The sequence below is a fragment of the Streptococcus sp. V940 genome (genome assembly GCF_054353495.1).
Genome location: NZ_JBTHHZ010000001.1, coordinates 532,480 through 551,810, shown reverse-complemented (window position 1 = coordinate 551,810; position 19,331 = coordinate 532,480). Strand labels below are relative to the sequence as shown.

At 36.4% G+C, this 19,331-nt stretch carries 16 protein-coding genes; 3 read left to right on the top strand and 13 right to left on the bottom strand.

What is annotated here, in order from left to right; all coding sequences use genetic code 11:
- Position 1 precedes the first annotated feature (1 nt).
- From ACXYSM_RS02825 to ACXYSM_RS02795, 7 genes are all read right to left on the bottom strand, one after another.
- On the bottom strand, positions 2-502 hold the full coding sequence (locus ACXYSM_RS02825) for a hypothetical protein (RefSeq protein WP_458634288.1): 501 nt from the start codon (positions 500-502) through the stop codon (positions 2-4).
- An 11-nt stretch (positions 503-513) separates the two neighbouring features.
- Positions 514-1,074, bottom strand: coding sequence for a hypothetical protein (locus ACXYSM_RS02820; protein WP_458634287.1), 561 nt, complete (start codon positions 1,072-1,074; stop codon positions 514-516).
- Entirely contained in the window at positions 1,047-1,589 is a 543-nt protein-coding gene (locus ACXYSM_RS02815; RefSeq protein ID WP_458634286.1) for a cytochrome C oxidase subunit I, read from the bottom strand. The genes ACXYSM_RS02820 and ACXYSM_RS02815 overlap by 28 nt, the downstream gene beginning before the upstream one ends.
- A 547-nt stretch (positions 1,590-2,136) precedes the next feature.
- Positions 2,137-3,006: a hypothetical protein gene (locus ACXYSM_RS02810; protein WP_458634285.1), complete on the bottom strand. Its 870-nt coding sequence runs from the start codon at positions 3,004-3,006 to the stop codon at positions 2,137-2,139.
- Between the two features lie 40 nt (positions 3,007-3,046).
- Positions 3,047-3,673 carry an NAD(P)H-dependent oxidoreductase gene (locus ACXYSM_RS02805; protein ID WP_458634284.1) on the bottom strand — a complete coding sequence of 209 codons (627 nt, stop codon included), beginning with the start codon at positions 3,671-3,673 and terminating at the stop codon, positions 3,047-3,049.
- Between the two features lie 14 nt (positions 3,674-3,687).
- The gene (gene uvrB, locus ACXYSM_RS02800; RefSeq protein WP_458634283.1) at positions 3,688-5,676 is read right to left on the bottom strand and encodes an excinuclease ABC subunit UvrB; all 1,989 of its coding nucleotides are present in this window, start codon (positions 5,674-5,676) and stop codon (positions 3,688-3,690) included.
- Positions 5,666-6,292 (bottom strand): hypothetical protein, encoded by a 627-nt coding sequence (locus tag ACXYSM_RS02795; RefSeq protein ID WP_458634282.1) that lies wholly within the window; start codon positions 6,290-6,292, stop codon positions 5,666-5,668. Before ACXYSM_RS02795 ends, uvrB begins: the two co-directional genes overlap by 11 nt.
- Positions 6,293-6,469: 177 nt before the next feature.
- Between ACXYSM_RS02795 and ACXYSM_RS02790 the strand changes: the two genes are divergently transcribed.
- The 3 genes from ACXYSM_RS02790 to zwf all read left to right on the top strand — a co-directional run bounded on the left by ACXYSM_RS02790 (position 6,470) and on the right by zwf (position 10,291).
- Entirely contained in the window at positions 6,470-7,915 is a 1,446-nt protein-coding gene (locus ACXYSM_RS02790; protein WP_458634281.1) for an amino acid ABC transporter substrate-binding protein/permease, read from the top strand.
- Positions 7,915-8,655 (top strand): amino acid ABC transporter ATP-binding protein, encoded by a 741-nt coding sequence (locus tag ACXYSM_RS02785; protein ID WP_458634280.1) that lies wholly within the window; start codon positions 7,915-7,917, stop codon positions 8,653-8,655. Before ACXYSM_RS02790 ends, ACXYSM_RS02785 begins: the two co-directional genes overlap by 1 nt.
- Before the next feature lie 148 nt (positions 8,656-8,803).
- Positions 8,804-10,291, top strand: coding sequence for a glucose-6-phosphate dehydrogenase (zwf, locus tag ACXYSM_RS02780; RefSeq protein WP_458634279.1), 1,488 nt, complete (start codon positions 8,804-8,806; stop codon positions 10,289-10,291).
- 37 nt (positions 10,292-10,328) lie between these two features.
- Here the strand turns inward: zwf and ftsY are convergent, their stop codons facing one another.
- The 6 genes from ftsY to ACXYSM_RS02750 form a co-directional block, all read right to left on the bottom strand.
- On the bottom strand, positions 10,329-11,699 hold the full coding sequence (ftsY, locus tag ACXYSM_RS02775) for a signal recognition particle-docking protein FtsY (RefSeq protein ID WP_458634278.1): 1,371 nt from the start codon (positions 11,697-11,699) through the stop codon (positions 10,329-10,331).
- Between the two features lie 3 nt (positions 11,700-11,702).
- The gene (locus tag ACXYSM_RS02770; protein ID WP_458634277.1) at positions 11,703-12,521 is read right to left on the bottom strand and encodes a Cof-type HAD-IIB family hydrolase; all 819 of its coding nucleotides are present in this window, start codon (positions 12,519-12,521) and stop codon (positions 11,703-11,705) included.
- Complete coding sequence (locus tag ACXYSM_RS02765; protein WP_458634276.1) at positions 12,521-13,312, bottom strand: Cof-type HAD-IIB family hydrolase; 792 nt, start codon at positions 13,310-13,312, stop codon at positions 12,521-12,523. Before ACXYSM_RS02765 ends, ACXYSM_RS02770 begins: the two co-directional genes overlap by 1 nt.
- 372 nt (positions 13,313-13,684) lie before the next feature.
- Positions 13,685-14,086 (bottom strand): aldo/keto reductase, encoded by a 402-nt coding sequence (locus tag ACXYSM_RS02760; RefSeq protein ID WP_315639279.1) that lies wholly within the window; start codon positions 14,084-14,086, stop codon positions 13,685-13,687.
- A gap of 187 nt (positions 14,087-14,273) precedes the next feature.
- The gene (locus ACXYSM_RS02755; protein WP_458634275.1) at positions 14,274-18,386 is read right to left on the bottom strand and encodes a DEAD/DEAH box helicase family protein; all 4,113 of its coding nucleotides are present in this window, start codon (positions 18,384-18,386) and stop codon (positions 14,274-14,276) included.
- Positions 18,364-19,302, bottom strand: a complete 939-nt coding sequence (locus ACXYSM_RS02750; protein ID WP_303405098.1) for a restriction endonuclease subunit M — start codon at positions 19,300-19,302, stop codon at positions 18,364-18,366. Before ACXYSM_RS02750 ends, ACXYSM_RS02755 begins: the two co-directional genes overlap by 23 nt.
- Positions 19,303-19,331: the final 29 nt, after the last annotated feature.

The window sequence follows — 19,331 nt, the reverse complement described above, 5'->3', positions numbered from 1 at the left end:
ATTAACTCCTCTTATTTTCAATAAATTTCATAAACAAAATCGTTAAAGCAGCTACAGTAAAAAAGATTAGATAGGTTGCTATAGGAAACCAAATATAGCGGTGATCTAGGGATAAGAGAGAAGGTAAAATCCCTTTACTGTTTTTTCCGCTAATTCCAATAAAGAGATGGACTATTAAACCGATACTATTAAGATAAATAAATAAATCTGCAAATCTTTTTATTGTCATCCTTGCCCCAGACAAGTCTAGGAACCAATAGTCAAATAACCGATATACCAGACAAAAAAGATTTATATATAGTGGAAAACTATAGTTGATATCTCTGTATGGCGAAGGAATAGGAAGACTTTCAAAAACTAGATTCAAACTTAGTCCTATTGCTAGGATAAGACCGAGGATCAAGAAGAATCCTAAAAATTTATGAGAATCTAGCCAAAGATGAAAACTTTCTTTCATTGAGAGATTCTTTTTTGTATTTGAATTTTTTTTATTCTTTCTCATTTGAGTGGATTTTACCTATTTTCTTCTTTTCCCTTTTTCTTTTCAATATACTTGGAAATTAAAATAATCAAAGTAGCCACTAAGAAGAAGGTTATATAAGTAAGAATTGGAAACCAGATGTAGCGGTGGTCTAATGTTAGCAAGGGAGGAATAGTCTTTCTATTTCGACCCACTATTCCGAAAAATGAGTGAAACAACAAACCTACTCCATTTAGGTACAAGAATGGATCTGCAAAATCTTGTACTGTAAGCATTCCATCAAAATTATCTCTAAAAGCACCTTGATAAAGCATGTTCACTAAGAATATAAGATTCAGAAAGAGCGGAAAGACATAATTGAAGTTTTGATAGGGTTTTGGAATAAGAGTTGTTCCAAACAACAAATAGAATACCCCAAAAGCTGATAAAAAAAATATACTACTATCTAATAGAAAAGCTAATTTTGAATGTTGTAACAACCACAATTTTACTTTATCTAGCCAGCTCATTTTACGATTTGGCTTATGGGACTTTTTTGATTTTTTCTGTGTACTGTCATTATTTCTCATTCGTTTCTTAATCTTTCGTTCCATTTACGTCTCCTTCTTCTCTTTTCTGTCCGTATAACCAAAAGCAGAATGCCCAGCCCCAAGAAAAAGAAAAAGAGATAACTTACAATAGGAGCCCAGACATAGGCTGGATCCATAGAAATTAGAGGAGGGTAATTCGTTGTCTTACGACGACTTAGCCAATTCAGTCCTACCAAGAGATGTAAGGGAAAAAGAGGACCATTTAAACCAATAAATATCCATGAAAAGTAACGCCATTTCTGAAGTTTATCACTTCTAAAACGAAAGGCAAGGCAATAGGTTGAGAAGATCAGAAAGAAAAGATTGATCCATAAGGGGAAAAGATAGTTTAAGTTTGGGAATGGATAACCAATGAAAGAGACGGCAAAAAATGAGAAATACATAGATACAAATAACACACTCGTATCCAAGAGTTGACCAATCTTTCGGTGTCTTTCCATCCAAAGATAAAAGCTCTTAGTCCAAGAAGACTTTTCTCTTGTCTTGTACTTCATTTGTCTACTCATCTTCATTTTCATCTACTCCTTTTTTTGAACCTTTAGAGAGAAAGAAGATTGCCAAAGTTAAAATCAAGACTAGAAGGTAGATGGCAATAGGGAACCAGATATAAGCTGAGTCAAGTGAAAACAAAGGCGACAGGACGACTCTTTCTCTCTTTCTCACTCCAATCAGTTGAAAAATGAAGCTAAGGATATTGATATAAATAAAGGGTTCACAAAATCTTTTAAGAGTCCTTTCTTTTTTAGTTTTCACTGAGAAAAAGAGAGCATAGAACCTATTACCCAAGATAAAAAGATTCAATTGCAAGGGAAATAAGAGTTCTCTGTACCGAAAATCAGCTGGAATGCTTTTGTTCTGTGATGTTGTAAATTCTATAACTAGGAACAAGCTGATATAAAAGAACATATCAAGCATAAATTTGACAAATCGATGCCCTTGTAACCAAAAACGGACAGAATCTAAGCCCGATGAGTTCTCATAAGTTTTCTCTTTCAATTTTATAATAACTTCTTTCTATTAAAAATATATTCTAAAACGTATAGGTTCAAGATTAAATTTTAAGATTTAAAATTTCTTAATTTTGTTCTTTTCGTAACTTATCAGTTTATGATTCTGAATCTTTAAAGAAACACCACTACCTGAACGATATCCTTTAGCACCATAGTAGTAAGAAACCTCATAAAAGGCATCTGGCAACTCAGCATTTTCGATCCCATTTGAAATAAATCCTGTCAGTCCGCCTTCACTATCGAAATAATCTTTCTCACCCTCTTCTAAAACAGTGTCTTTATATCTAACACTTCCTTTAATAATTCCTTTTTCCAGAAATTCATCAATAGGGAGGTCATATAAACCTTGAAAAGCTTTTCCTTCCTTATGGTTCTTTTCTATGAGGGCATAATAGTCTTGGATATTGTCAGATTCAGTATCGACACTCCAGTAACTACTTACGAATTCCAAATTGGGATTTTCATATTGCTTGAAAAAACTCTCTACCTTTTCTTTGTTAGAAACACTGACAGGATTCTGGTTGAGTAGCTGATCTGCTATATGTGAAAATTGATGTAACATCGTTTCAATAGTTCCATCGTAGGCTAGTTCTTCACTCGTCCGTCTAGAATTTCCTGGAGATTTAGGAAAATAAATTAAACTGTCACTTACAGTGATCTTCCTTCCACTAACTTCTTCAGTATAATCATATTCAATTTCATAATCTTCAGAAGGCCATCTATATCTAGAAAACTTCGTAACCTTCACATCACCTTTAAAACCATATAATTTCAGTGTTCTGCTTGCTGCTGCCTCAATGTCTTTTTGATTTGGTCCAGAAAAAGTAGTATGAAAGGTAGCTACTAAAATGACTACAAAACTCAGAAAACAGGCTGAGAGGATAATTGCGATAAAACTGAAATTCAACACTAACGCTTTTTTCATTACTACATTCTCCTAGTTAAACATATTTAAATTTATTTCACTAATCCAACGACTTGACTTCCTCAGCTACTTTTTGCAGATATTTTTGTCTTGTAGAATTTGTATTCACCTCACGCCCTAACTCGCCTAAAATTGAAACTTTCTTTGTTTTGATACCACAATGATTCAAGACGGCATTTTTCAAAACTGAGATGCCATAGCTATCTGGAATGTTGATAGGACCCGAAAAGATTTTGTACCACCAAGTGGGCGCCATGGAGGTTGCGTAAATACTGGCTGTTTTCCCTTTTAATAACTTTTTAAACTGCTTGCCTCTAAGGTAATTCCAGATAAAACTCCCCTGATCATTAGCAGAGTAAGCAATCCCCGGAGTAAAGACCCGGTCAATCCAGCCCTTCATAAGGCTCGGCATACTACTCCACCAGATAGGATAAACAAAGATCAAATGATCTGCCCATTTGATTAATTCCTGAGAACGAAGGATAAAAGAATCTTCTTCCATACGTTTTCGATAGCCATAACGTAAAACAGGATCAAAGTCCTCTTCATTAAGGTTGATGACTTCAAGTTCATGGCGAACTGAGTCAATATTTTCTACAATGGTTTGAAAAATAGCCTGACAGTAACTCTCCTTATCAGGGTGTCCATTGATGACTAGAATTTTCAAAAGTTCTCTCCTATCTAATCCAAAGCCTTGACTTCCAGCATCATATCACGTATCTGGGCTGCTAGTTCAAAGTCAAGCACTTCGACGGCTTCTTGCATTTGTTTTTCCAGTTTCTTAACCAATTCTTTACGTTCTTGTTTGTTAAGGCTATTGATATCGACTTCCTTGTCCTCTTCCTTGGCAACTGCCTTGGTTACAGAGATCAGGTCACGGATTTCCTTCTTAATCGTTTGTGGGACAATGCCGTGCTCTTCATTATAGGCCATCTGGATTTTACGACGACGGGCTGTTTCATCGATGGCTTTTTGCATAGACTGAGTCATAGTATCAGCATACATGATGACATGCCCCTCGCTATTACGGGCAGCACGACCAATAGTCTGAATGAGTCCACGCTCATTACGAAGGAAACCTTCCTTGTCAGCATCGAGAATAGCAACCAAACTTACCTCTGGAACATCAATCCCTTCACGAAGGAGGTTAATCCCTACCAAGACATCAAAGACTCCTAAACGCAGGTCACGGATAATCTCTGTTCGCTCTAAAGTCTTGATATCCGAGTGCATATATTTGACCTTGATACCCATTTCTTTGAAGTAGTCAGTCAAGTCTTCGGCCATTTTCTTGGTCAGGGTTGTAATAAAGGTACGTTCGTTCTTTTCAACACGGGCATTGATTTCACCTAAAAGATCATCAATTTGCCCCATAGTTGGGCGCACTTCAACTTCTGGATCCAAAAGACCAGTCGGACGAATGATTTGTTCAATAACGGTATCAGTCTGCTCGTGTTCATAATCACCAGGTGTCGCTGACACATAGACAATCTGGTGAACATGACTTTCAAACTCTTCACGACGTAGTGGCCGGTTGTCCAAGGCAGATGGCAAACGGAAGCCATAGTTGACCAACATCTCCTTACGAGAACGGTCCCCATTGTACATGCCCTTGATTTGCCCCATGGTCATGTGGCTCTCATCAATCATAATCAAGAAATCATCTGGAAAGAAATCAAGAAGTGTATAAGGAGGCTCTCCTTCGCTGCGTCCATCCATGTGACGGGAGTAATTTTCAACGCCGTTTGTATAGCCCATCTCACGAAGCATCTCGATATCGTATTCTGTTCGTTGTTTCAAGCGTTGCGCTTCGAGGAGCTTACCTTCCTTCTCAAAGACAGCTAACTGCTCCTCCAACTCAGCCTCAATCTTAGCAATAGCTACTTCCATGTGGTCGTCATTGGTCACAAAGTGAGTCGCTGGGAAAATCGCCAAATGATCCACTTCGCCCAGAACTTGACCGGTTAGAGCTTCGACTTCACGAATACGATCAATTTCATCCCCGAAAAACTCTACACGAAAGGCATGCTCATCACGAGAGGCTGGGAAAATCTCCACCACATCCCCACGTACACGGAATCTTCCACGTTGAAAATCAATGTCATTGCGTTCAAACTGAATATCCACCAAATCATTGAGCAGTTTATCGCGAGAAATCTCAAGACCCGGACGCAAACTTACCACACTATCAGCATATTCTTTCGGAGAACCCAAACCATAGATACAAGACACAGATGCAACAATGATCACATCATTACGCTCCAAGAGCGCTGAAGTCGCGGAGTGACGAAGCTTATCAATCTCATCATTGACCGAGCTATCTTTTTCGATATAGGTATCACTCGATGGCACATAGGCTTCTGGCTGGTAGTAATCGTAGTAAGATACGAAGTACTCAACAGCATTCTCTGGGAAAAATTCCTTGAACTCCCCATAGAGCTGGCCTGCTAGTGTCTTATTGTGGGCAATGACCAAGGTTGGCTTATTAACTTGCGCAATCACTTGACTCATGGTGTAGGTTTTCCCTGTACCAGTCGCGCCCATCAGGATTTGCGCCTTCTCACCACCCTCGATATTATCTACTAACTGTTCAATGGCTTGCGGTTGATCCCCAGAAGGTTGGTATTTGGATACCAGTTTAAATTTGTTATTTACTTTTCTATCTATCATGACAGTTCCTTTCGTTTATATAGTCATTCATTTCTTGATCTGAGAAAACCTCTCCTCTATCCACGGGAATTCGTATGATTTGGTTCTTTGCAACATATTTTCTCTTCTTTGGCAACTGAAAACCAAGTTTTTTATCGAATTTGATCGCCGTCTCACTATCTTTGAATAGTATCATCAGAACCCGGTATCTTTTATTATCACCCAATTCAAATTGGGGGTATAAAAAGTATTCAATCCGCTTCAAATAATAAAGAAGAGAGGAAGAGCGCTTAATATCGGCTATGGGACTTGACCAATCTTTCATGACAAGGTCAATATCAGATAAGGGGATTTCAAACGTTTTTCGGCCAAAAAGTTTTCCATAATAGGTGAAGGACTGCTCATCTACTTCTATTAATTTCTTTGTTTTACTAAAATTCATCATACCATCTACCGCATAAATACCGAAATATAGCGGAAGCAGAAGAAGGAAAAGGACAAAGAGTTTACCAAAATAATCCTCATACAAAGAATCATTTAAAAGGGAAGAAATAATCAACCACAATGGAACGAGAGAAAAAAACAGGCCCAATGCAATTTGAACTTTAAGCAAGCCTCTGTCAAACTTAACAATCATCTTTTTCCCCTTTCTAAGTACTCCTTCTATTTTACCATAAAAAGGAAAGAGTTTCTTTTTCTCAACAGACTACCTCATTTTATTCTATGTTATATCTTGTGACATAGAAATATAAAATATTTGCCGTTCTTTAACTTTTTTGATATAATTTGAAAATATCTTGAAAGGAGACATCACATGAAGAAAAAAATTCTAGCTTGTTTGCTAATTTTATTTCCTATTCTTTCACTAGGAATAGCAAAAGCTGACACAGAAAAAACCAAGTATGTTATTGCCAGTGACTCATCTTTTGCGCCATTTGTTTTCCAGGACTCAAGCAATCAATACACTGGTATCGATATGGATCTAATCAAAGCTATCGCTGAAGACCAAGGCTTTGAAATCGAGATTACCAATCCAGGCTTTGATGCTGCTATTAACGCAGTCCAATCTGGACAAGCAGACGGTATCATTGCAGGTATGTCAGTGACTGATGCTCGTAAAGAAACTTTTGATTTCTCTGATTCTTACTATACAGCAAATACTATTCTTGGTGTTAAGGAATCAAGCTCTATTTCTTCTTATGAAGATTTGAACGGTAAGACTGTAGGTGTGAAAAATGGTACTGCTTCACAAACCTTCCTAACTGAGAATCAAAGCAAGTACGGTTACAAGATCAAAACTTTTTCCGATGCTGCATCTATGTATGATAGCTTAAACACTGGTTCAATTGATGCCGTTATGGACGACGAACCTGTTATTAAATACTCTATTAGTCAAGGACAAAAGTTAAAAACACCAATAGCAGGTACACCAATCGGTGAAACTGCCTTTGCAGTTAAAAAAGGAAGCAATCCAGAATTGCTAGAGAAGTTTAACAAAGGGCTTGCAAACCTTAAGGCAAATGGAGAATTCCAAAAAATCCTTGATAAGTATCTAGCTAGCGATTCTACTACTACAAGTTCAACCGCTGACGAAACAACTATTTGGGGATTATTGAAAAACAACTACAAACAACTTCTCAGCGGACTTGGAATTACCCTATCATTAGCACTTATTTCATTTGTAATTGCGATTTTCATCGGTATAATCTTTGGTATGTTTAGTGTCAGCCCTTATAAATCACTCCGTTTGATTTCAGAGATTTTCGTTGACGTTATCCGTGGTATTCCATTGATGATTCTCGCAGCCTTCATTTTCTGGGGCATTCCTAACTTTATCGAATCTCTTACAGGTCAACAAAGTCCAATCAATGACTTTGTCGCTGGTACAATTGCCCTCTCCCTAAACTCAGCTGCCTACATTGCTGAAATTGTTCGTGGTGGCATCAAGGCCGTACCTGTTGGACAAATGGAAGCCAGCCGAAGCCTTGGTATTTCATATGGAAAAACCATGCGTAAGATTGTCTTGCCACAAGCAACCAAGCTCATGCTTCCAAACTTTGTCAATCAATTTGTTATCGCTCTTAAAGATACAACAATCGTATCTGCAATCGGTTTGGTAGAACTCTTCCAGACTGGTAAGATTATCATTGCTCGTAACTATCAAAGTTTCAAAATGTATGCAATTCTCGCAGTCTTCTACCTTGTGATTATCACTCTTCTAACTAGATTAGCGAAACGCTTAGAAAAGAGGATTCAATAATGGCAAAATTAAAAATTGACGTTCATAACTTACATAAACAATATGGTAAAAACAAAGTCCTTAAAGGAATTTCAGCGAAATTCTATGAAGGAGATGTTGTTTGTATCATTGGACCTTCTGGTTCAGGTAAGTCAACTTTCTTGCGTAGCTTAAATCTTCTCGAAGAAGGAACAAAAGGAAGCATCACAGTTAATGGCTATGATTTGACGGATAAATCTACCAACGTAGACCATGTTCGTGAAAATATCGGAATGGTGTTCCAGCACTTCAATCTCTTTCCACATATGACTGTATTGGAAAATATCACTTTCGCTCCTGTAGAACATAAGTTAATGACTAAGGCTGAAGCTGAAAAATTGGGTATGGAACTCCTCGAAAAAGTCGGGCTTGCTGACAAGGCCAATGCTAATCCTGAAAGTCTATCCGGTGGTCAAAAACAACGTGTGGCTATCGCCCGCGGTTTAGCAATGAACCCTGATGTTATGCTCTTTGACGAACCAACTTCTGCCCTTGACCCTGAGATGGTCGGCGATGTTCTGAACGTTATGAAAGAATTGGCTGAACAAGGCATGACTATGATCATCGTAACCCACGAAATGGGATTTGCTCGTAAGGTTGCCAATCGTGTAATCTTTACCGCCGACGGTGAATTCCTAGAAGATGGTACACCTGATCAAATCTTTGATAACCCACAACACCCTCGTCTGAAAGAATTCTTAGACAAGGTTCTCAACGCTTAAAAAAACTGCAAGATTTACCTTGCAGTTTTTTCTCACTTGTATTTGAATTTTGGATTTTTTAGAAAATTATGATAAAATAAAAGGTATGAAAATGGGGATTCCTCATGCCTAGGATATCTAGGAAAGTAAATAGAAATTAGGTAGCTGGATGTCATCTAAAGTTATTGTTACAATTTTTGGTGCTAGTGGAGATTTGGCTAAACGCAAGCTCTACCCTTCACTTTTTAGACTTTACAAATCAGGTAATTTGTCTGATCATTTTGCTGTTATTGGAACTGCTCGTAGACCTTGGAGTAAGGAATATTTCGAATCTGTTGTTGTCGAATCTATTTTAGACTTGGCAGATAGCGCAGAAGAGGCTCAAGCATTTGCTAGTCATTTTTACTATCAAAGTCACGATGTTAATGACACTGAGCACTACATCGAATTACGCAAGCTTCAGGCTGAGTTAAACGAAAAATATCAAGCTGAACACAACAAGCTTTTCTTCCTCTCAATGGCACCTCAATTCTTTGGTACCATCGCCAAGCACCTCAAGTCAGAGCAAATCGTTGACGGTAAAGGCTTTGAACGTTTGATTGTTGAGAAGCCTTTTGGTACAGATTATGAGACTGCAAGCAAACTAAACGAAGAACTCCTTGCTACTTTTAACGAAGATCAAATCTATCGTATTGACCACTATCTCGGTAAGGAAATGATTCAGAGCATTTATGCCATTCGATTTGCCAACATGATTTTTGAAAATGTTTGGAATCGTGAGCACATCGATAATGTGCAAATCACATTTGCAGAACGTCTAGGTGTTGAAGAGCGTGGTGGCTACTATGATGAGTCTGGTGCCCTTCGTGATATGGTTCAAAACCACACACTTCAGCTTCTGTCACTCCTTGCTATGGACAAACCTGCAAGCTTTACCAAGGATGACATTCGCGCAGAGAAAATCAAGGTCTTCAAGAACCTTTACCACCCTACAGACGAGGAACTTAAAGAGCACTTCATCCGTGGTCAATATCGTTCTGGTAAAGTTGATGGCATGAAATATATTTCTTACCGCAGCGAACCAAATGTCAACCCTGAATCTATGACAGAAACATTTGCTTCAGGTGCCTTCTTTGTAGATACTGATCGCTTCCGTGGTGTACCTTTCTTCTTCCGTACAGGTAAACGCCTAACTGAAAAAGGAACACACGTGAACATTGTCTTCAAACAAATGGATTCAATTTTTGGAGAACCACTAGCACCGAATGTGCTTACCATCTACATCCAACCAACTGAAGGTTTCTCTCTTAGCCTTAACGGTAAGAAGGTGGGTGAAGAGTTTAGCCTTGCGCCAAATTCTCTTGACTATCGAACAGACGCGACTGCTACAGGTGCTTCACCAGACCCATATGAAAAACTGATCTACGATGTTTTGAACAATAACTCAACAAACTTTAGCCACTGGGATGAAGTGAGTGCATCATGGAAATTGATTGACCGTATTGAGAAGCTTTGGGCTGAAAACGGTGCTCCACTTCATGACTATAAGGCTGGTAGTATGGGACCTCAAGCTAGCTTTGATTTACTTGAAAAATACGGAGCTGAGTGGACCTGGCAACCAGATATCGCTTATCGCAAAGATGGTCGACTAGAATAGAAAAAATATCCTGCAAGAATTCTTGCAGGATTTTCTTTTATAACAGACCTTCTAAAAGACCCTTCATAAAGTTTTCAGAATTGAATTCACCAATATCATCGATTTTTTCACCAAAACCAATCAACTTAACAGGGATATTCAATTCTTCACGAATAGCAAGAACGACACCACCTCTGGCAGTTCCGTCAATCTTGGTTAATACAATCCCTGTCAATGGAGTGATTTTTGAAAATTCTTTAGCTTGTACAAGAGCGTTTTGACCAGTTGAAGCATCGAGAGCTAGGAAGGTTTCATGAGGTGCTTCTGGTACAACACGTTTAATGATACGGCCAATCTTTTCCAACTCTGCCATCAAGTTTTCTTTGTTTTGCAAACGGCCGGCTGTATCGATCATGAGAATATCAATACCTTCCGCTACTGCACGTTCCATTCCGTCAAAGACCACACTGGCTGGATCAGCTTTCTCAGGTCCAGTAACCACTGGAACATCGACACGGCGACCCCATTCAGCTAACTGGGCAACTGCACCAGCACGGAAAGTATCCGCAGCAACCAGCATAACTTTCTTACCAGCTTGTTTGTAACGATGTGCCAATTTACCGATTGAGGTTGTTTTCCCGACACCATTAACTCCTACAAAGAGCATGACTGTCAAACCATCTTGGAAGTTAATGCTTTCATTGTATTCCCCATCTTTTTCGTAGAGCTCCACCAATTTTTCGATGATAACACGACGAAGGGCTTCTGGTTTCTTGGCATTTTCAAGTTTAGCCTCATAACGCAATTCTTCAGTAAGATTTGAAGCTACCTGCACACCAACGTCACTCATGATTAAAAGTTCTTCTAGTTCTTCAAAGAATTCTTCATCAACTGAGCGGAAATTAGCAAAGAAGGCATTCAAACGAGCCCCAAAGCCCGTACGTGTTTTTTTGAGACTGCGATCATACTTTTCCTGTACAGTCTCTTGAACTTGAGGAGTTTCTTCGATTACTTGATCTTCTTCTACTTCTTCAGCTAATTCCGGTTCTGTCTCTTCTGATTGAGGTTGAACAGTTTCTTCCTCGTCACTTTCACTTGAAGGAATTTCTTCAACTTGATCCAATTCGACTTGAGAACTTTCTACCTCTTCAACTTGATTTGGTTCTTCTTGATGAATTTCAACTTCATCAAGTGTTTCATTGATAGCTTCTTCTACAACCTCTACTTCAGGTGAGTCTTCATTGATTTCTTCCTGATCTTCTACAGGTAAGATAAGCTCTTCTGCTTCTTTCGCTTGGATATCTTCAGTTACTGGTGTCTCAATGTTCTCACTATCATCCGATAAGTCGATATTTTCCAAAGCTTCTTTGACAACATCTTCAATTTTTGGTTCTTCTATTTTTCCAAATAAACGGTCAAATAATCCCATTCTTTAGTTCTCCTTCAGTACATATTTTTCAATTGCCCAAGCGACTGCTTCCTCGTCGTTAGTCATAGGTGTTATCACGTTTGCAACTGCTTTGACCTCAGGCACAGCATTTTGCATGGCTACACCAAGACCTGCCCATTCAATCATCGAAAGATCATTGGCTTCATCGCCACAAGCCATCACTTGACTTCGATCAATTCCTAAATGCTCAATTAACTTAGCTAGTCCTGTCGCTTTATGAACATTCTTTGGTGACCATTCTAGCAAGAGTTCACGTGATTTAAAAATTTCATATTTGTCAAACAATTCAGGAGAAATCTTCTGAATAGCTGCATCCAGCGGTTCTTGGGCAAAGGCTGTAACACACTTATTGTATGTAATTTGACTAGACAAATCTTCAAAAGCTGTTGGAACGAAAGTTAGAGCTGGGTTAAACTGAGCATATAAACTTTCTTGGTCAGACTGAATCTGATAAACGATGCCTTCAGAAATAGCATCTAATGGAATATTTAGTTTTTCAGTTTCTTCATAAATACGGCTCACATCATCGATGGAAAAGACTGTCTTATCAAGAATCTCACCTGTATTTTTCTGAACCAATCCGCCGTTGAATGTGATGGTATATTCGTCATCATGACCATCTGTACCAAGCTCTTTGAGGAAGAAATCCATAGCCTTTAGAGGGCGTCCAGTTGTTAGGACTACCTTGACTCCTTGTTCACGCGCAGCCTTCAAAGTTGCCTTGGTATGTTCTGTTAATTTCTTATCTGTCGTTAGCAAAGTACCATCTAAGTCCAAAGCAATTAATTTAATATCTGCCATTACAATTCCTCCATATAAGCGATAACTGATTGGTCTTTGTGGTGTCCAATAACCGTTTCGGCTAGTTCTAAAATCTCTGGACGTGCATTTTCAGGTGCAACTGGATGACCTACAACCTGCATCATGTGAAGGTCGTTGAGATTGTCACCGAAGGCCATCACTTGGTCCATATCCAGATTTAATTTTTTTGCTAGCTCAACAATAGCAACTCCTTTATCAACATAGTCTAAAACAATATCGATTGATTCAAAACCAGTAGTCATAGCCTTAACACCAGGCACATGTTCATTGACCCAAGCTTCACCAGCTTCTACTGTCTGTTCAGTAAAGTTGGTTGTGAATTTGAAAATCTCATCGGTAATATCTTCGAGACTGGCTACTTTTTGAATATTTTCATTGTAATGATGGCTAAACATAAGATAGGTTTCATCCACCGTATCGAGCACATAGCAAGCCTCTTTACCAGTCAAAAGCATCTTCTTCTCATCAAAATATGGTGAAGTCTTTAGTTTTTCAAAAGTTGATAGGTAAAAATCACGTGGCATGGTTGCTTCATAGAGGTCTTGTCCATGAAAACGAACCAGACTCCCATTTTCAGCAATAAAGATAATCTCATCCTTGACATCCGCAAAATGTTTCTCTAAGGACAAAAGACCACGTCCCGATGCTACAGCAAAGTAGATACCTCTCTCTTTGTATGATAAGAGAAGAGCTTTTAAACGTTCCATATCAAATTGGCCGGCACCATCCAAAAAAGTACCGTCCATATCTGTGGCAATGAGTTTTATCATACAATTATCTCCTTTTTTTGAATTAGGGGTGTGCAAAGGGCATTTAGGGTGTGCAACGGAACAATTAGATTGGATGATAAATCATCTCAATCTCATACGCTTGCCACTATTTAGTGGTCAAGCTAGTTCCCTTACTAACTTCACTGCTAGAACTTTCGCCTATAACAATTTCGTGTCGCATTTTTAACGATTTAGGCAATCCCCATCATTTCTCATCTCTGTTAATCCTTTATATTATATCATAAAATGAATGTCTCATTCCATTCATAAAAACAGTCAGATCATATTTCTATGACCTGACCATTTTTGAAGTGGACTTCTATTTTTGTAAATTTACAAAATAACATTGCTTACATTTGTTATGTAGTTTTACTATTCTAAATTTAGTTTGTATTTTGCCATTTGGCGAATACGTTCTGGAGAAGCGTGGTCTACAAACTGACTTTCTTTTAGATCTAGCGCTGCAATTTCTTCTTTATCTGTTAAGTCTAAAGTAAAATCAAATACATTTAAGTTTTCTTTCATACGTTCTTGTTTTGTAGTTTTCGCTAACACGACAATATTTTGTTCTACAAAGTAACGTATAATGACTTGTGCAACTGACTTATTATGTTTTTTAGCTATTTTCTCTAATACTGGATTCGAAAAGATATTGTTTCTACCTTCTGCAAAGGGTGCCCACGCCTCTAACGTAACATTTTCTTCTTTTAGTATCACAACTTTTTCTTTTTGTTGATGGAATGGATTTAGTTCAATCTGATTTACAGCTGGCATTTCGCCTGTAAAAACTCCTAACTTCCACCATAGCGGAACTTAATCTGAAACGCTTTCAGATGAGGAGATTTTGTGCACTCTTTTTTCGATTCATTTTGGCTACAAAAGCGATGAAATCAAGCATTAGTAAAACCAGTGGAACTTAGTTTGGGAATTTAGCTCATTATTTTTAGTCATCTATTTTCACCTACATATCCTTAATTGAAGATTTTATATGTTCTCTTTCTTCATTTGTTAGCCCATACTTATCAAATAATTGCTCATCAATTTCAGATATTGATTTTGACCAATCTATATCGGACTGATTAGTGAAGTCTTGCATTGGTACAAATTTATATACAATTTGGTAAATATTTTGAGATGATTTTAGAATGCCAACCATAAATCTTAAAAATTTGGTTAATAAATACCTTGATAAATTAATAGCCTCTTGTTCAGTTGGAAAATCTCCAATAGGAATTAAAGAATCTGTGCAAACAGAACGATTAGAACCAATATATGGCCTTCCTAATATTGCAACTGCATCTTTCTCACCCAAAACACCGGCAGCACCGTTAGCCTTAGACATAAACACTTTATATCTGTTAGCTAGGTCTTTATTCTTTGTGATTTCTTCTTCTTTTGTGTATCTTATCCTATCATAAGAACACCTTACTGAATATGAACCATCAAAATAGGTTTCAGAAGTCTTGCTATTAACCTCCTTACCTGTAATACCAAAAGCATTTCTTCCTTTTGTAATCGTCATCAATGTATTAAAATCTTTATGATTTCTGACTTTATTTAATATGGATACCATAGAATTCATAGATATTATTTGTTCCATGTCTTCTTCAAACAATGGTCTAAATGCACTATTTTCTTCTTTATCATGTATAAATTCAGTATTGCCAGTATATTGTTTTTCAAATAAAAAATAATTTACTGATCCTAACTCTGTTCCTTCAAAAACCGATGCACCATTAACCATCGTTTTTATTTTTTTAAAGTGATTGTTTCTCTTTACATATTCTCTTAGCTTAGGGAAGGAATTATCTTGTGCATCTGCAGTGAACCATTTTGATGGAGTTATTAATGTTGCATATGCATCTGTAACATCCATTGCTAGTTTTATATAGTTTGGGAAAAGTTGTTTTCCTAGTGATTTATTTCCTTTAGATTTACTAATAATTTCTTGATATGGTGGATTCCCAACTATTGCGCCAAATTTCACTTTCTTATCACCTACCTCTATCTCATCATTTAAAGTAATTTCACTAAAATTTTTATCTTGTTTAAGCAAGTTATTAATTTTTGTGTTGTCTACTTCTCCATTTCCATTTCTCACATCAATCAAATCATACGCATTAAACTCGCTTGATATATTACTCACATTCAAATTCAATATTTCATAGAACCTTCTTGTAAATTCATATGCTATAGATGATGTTGGAATTGAATAAATTATATCTTTTATATCTTTATGAGCATATCCAAGTTCAGCTGTTAATCTTTTATAAAGAGCTACAGCGTATTCTCCTGATTTACTTGCAATATCCAGTAATTTATCCTGCTTATCTACCATTTCTCTTAAGCCTTCTTCTGGTAGTAATACAACCATCTCATCACATACTCTTGATGGTGTTATGACCTCAGATTCTGACATCCTATTGAATTTTTTAATTGAAGTCATCGCCCTGTCAAGAGGAGTAAGTCTTTCATCTGATGCAAGCATAGATATATTTTGAATTTTATAATCCAAACTACTTCTCTTAAACGGATCCATCATATCGCTAATCTTTTGCAGAACAACTTTATCTAAATATAGGTTACTTGCAATTCTTTGGTTATCATGTCTTTCCAATGTATTTAAAATATCATCTAAAGAAGATACCTTATCTTTTGTTAAGAAAGAATAGAAAAGTAATCTTTGATAATACGTCTTAACTTGACTTTCTAGTTTTTTAACCTCATCATCTGTTTTTGTTTCAGTATAATCTTCAGTTGGTGTATCTTTTTTATCACCACTATCTTTTTTATCACCACTATCTTTTTTATCACCACTATCTTTTTTATCATCTTTTGGCTCTTCTATATCCAAGTCTTCACCATCACCTTGATTTGGATCTATGGTTAATCCTTGCTTTGAATTAAACTCGGCTTGAGCTTCTATAACCTTTCGTATATCAACATCATTTAAAAGAGCTAAATCAACAGGTATATCCACTACCTCATCTGAAATACTTCTTTGATTATTGTATTCACTTACTGCCTCTAAAATATTCGTAGCATCTACTTGTTTTATTTTATTATGATTCATCATAATAATCGGAGAAATACGAAGCTCCTCCACAATTCTTTCTTTCAGCTTACTGTTTCCATTTTCTTCTGTATTTACATTGTAAATAAGAGATTTTTGTTCCTGCATTCTAAATAGACGATTCGGATCAAAATCAACTAACAGTGTCTGGGGCTTTAAGTTTTCCTTGATAAATCCATTTTCACTCGACAATGTTCTAATATACTGATTTTGTAATCTGAAAATAGATTGATCATATTCTTGTGGGGAAGCTGTATCTTTAAAATAAAGCATAGTATCCCATTGTTCTACAGTTGAACCCGTTAACATTCTATTCACAGTTAATGTTAATGTTTTTTGATTGTTTTCTTCGCACTCTTTAATCTTTCTTTTAATATCGTCGGGCTTACTATATTCTCTTCTTGCCTCAACACCTGAAATATTTATTATTTCATATTCACATAAGTTCTTAAATGTATCTTTATTTGTATTAATAAGCTCTTCCATCGCATCGCAAGAAGCACAGTATGGCAAAACCATAACCATGTGTCTACACATCTTACCTTCTTTGATTTTGTCATAATCTAAAAACCCTAATAACTCTTCGTCTTCTTTACTTCCATCAATGACCTTAAGCAAATCAAAAATTTCAGAGTCGTTTTTAAACTTCTTATGTCCTTGATTACTCGCATCTTTTTTAATAGAAATCGGTTCAAATAATTTTGAAAAAGCAAAGCTAACACCACTTTTCCTCAAAGCTTCCATTTTTTTACGAGAAGATTTGTTAGGATTAAAGGCAAAACGAACCATTTGAGGAAATCCATAATATGGATTGTCCCATTCATTTACATCATCATTATTAAGATGTTTCCTATCCCATTCTTCCTGCTCTTTCACAATATCTGAAAATTGAACAAAAGAAATAATATCCTCTTTTTCAAATTCACTTCCCATCAAAATGCGATAAGGTGTTCCTGATAAATGCAGTCTTATTTTTGCATTTATTTTCTTAATTTCAATATCCGCCTCACCAACATCTATATTTTCATCTTCAAGTTTACTGATATTCTCTTCATCAGTCTTATCATAACCAGCATTCTTTAGAATCTTTCCATAAGATGCTGCTCTTGCCCCAAAATGTGTTTCGTCCACAATGAGAAGGTCTATTTGTTCCGCAAAAAGCTCCTTATGTTTATCCTTAATGTTATCCCCTTGAAGATCTTGAAGCGTGAGAAATATAACGACTTTCTTTCCTTCGGAATGCTTCTCAGATATTACATTTTCATTAGCCAACAAATCAGATGATTCTATAAAAACATACTCTGAAAAGTTTCCTGCACTTTCAACGGTTTTCTTCCATTCATCCTTAACATCTGCTTTAGCTGACACTACTAAGACAGTTTGAGCTTTCATTTCTAAAGCACAACAAAGTGAAGTAAACGATTTTCCAAAACGCATAACGGCATACATTAGTAGATTTCTACGTCCATTTCTCACAGCCTGTATAAAACTATTTACAGCAGCTTCTTGATTTGGTCTTAAGTCCCAATCTCCACCCCTCTCATAATGATATGTCTGAGGTAGTCTATTTTTAGAACTATAATATTCATACTTGCTTGAGTTAGCTTGATAATTTTCCTTTATATCTTCAATAGCATTATCAATATCTGTTATTTTAGTATCTTTAAAAAATTCTCTACTATAATAAATGCCATCTTCTAAATCATACGGCTTTAATCTTTGTTTATTTAAATCATTTTCAAGATATTGGTGAATGGAATAATCTCTATAATAAGTTTCTTCATCAATTGTGGCTTTATTCTCATATTGTTTTTCAAGATCTGGGAAAAATTCTCTCCATTCGTTTAATCTTTTTGATACTGGTCTGTATGTATCGCCAACCTTTAAATAATTTGGTACTGTATTTGTCGTAAATGCATAGATATGGGGCTCTACACGACCAATAATAATCTTATCTAGTATATCTATAGCTTCTATCTTATTTTCTTTCATTTGCATCATCCTCTTTATTTAGCAAGTCTTTAAAAGTGATATTTTTTCTTGCTCGCCAGTCTTTTATAACACAGAAAGCATTTTCTTCTTTCATCGTGAAATCAAATAGCGTCATCTGTTCATTGGGTTCGGTCGGTTTTCTATATGGTATAGTATATGTTAGACCATCCATTTGCCATAAATTCCACGAAATTATCTTTGCTATCTTTAAAAGTTCTTTCTCTTCTGGTTCCCTTTTAAGTTTTTCTTGCATATAGTCACAATACGAAACGAGTAAATTTTCTCTCGCTATAAGTAAGCTATCTCCTTGGAATTCAAATCCGTAAACGCTTTGAAATGCTCTTTCTGACCATTTAAGCCATTCATCTTCACTAGTAGTATTTTCATTTACTACTCTCATTTTCCTATCTAAAAAACCAATTCGTTTATACAAATCTATAGGGTTACCCGTTACAGTATCATATCTACTCACTAAATAAGGTGCTTCTCCGCAAGTAATTTCCAACCTTCTTTCATCAACATATTTTTTCCATGTTCTTCCTTTAGGAAATTCTATTTTTTTAGTAGTAGATTCCCAAGTCCTTTCTTTTTCAATATTGAAAACTTCCTCTCTTTCAAACCATGCCTTATCAACTAAATTATTTTGAGCATTACATATCCAACTAGGTGTAAATACCTCTGCTTTTTTCTTTGTTCTATCCCCTTGACTTTCCTTAGTCTTTAGTATCCTAGGTTGAATAACATTTAAATTATCACCAGTAATAAGGCTAAAATGAATAGGATAGTGAGAACAGTACTCTTTACCTAATATCTCATAATCATCTGTTCCCCAGATTATATTTCTATTCGTTGTTCTATCTACAAGAAGAATTTCTAAAATTTTCTTGCTCCATTTTCCTTCGTCTATATCAATAGTAAATGCCATTTAAAATTTTCTCCTTAGATATATCTCCT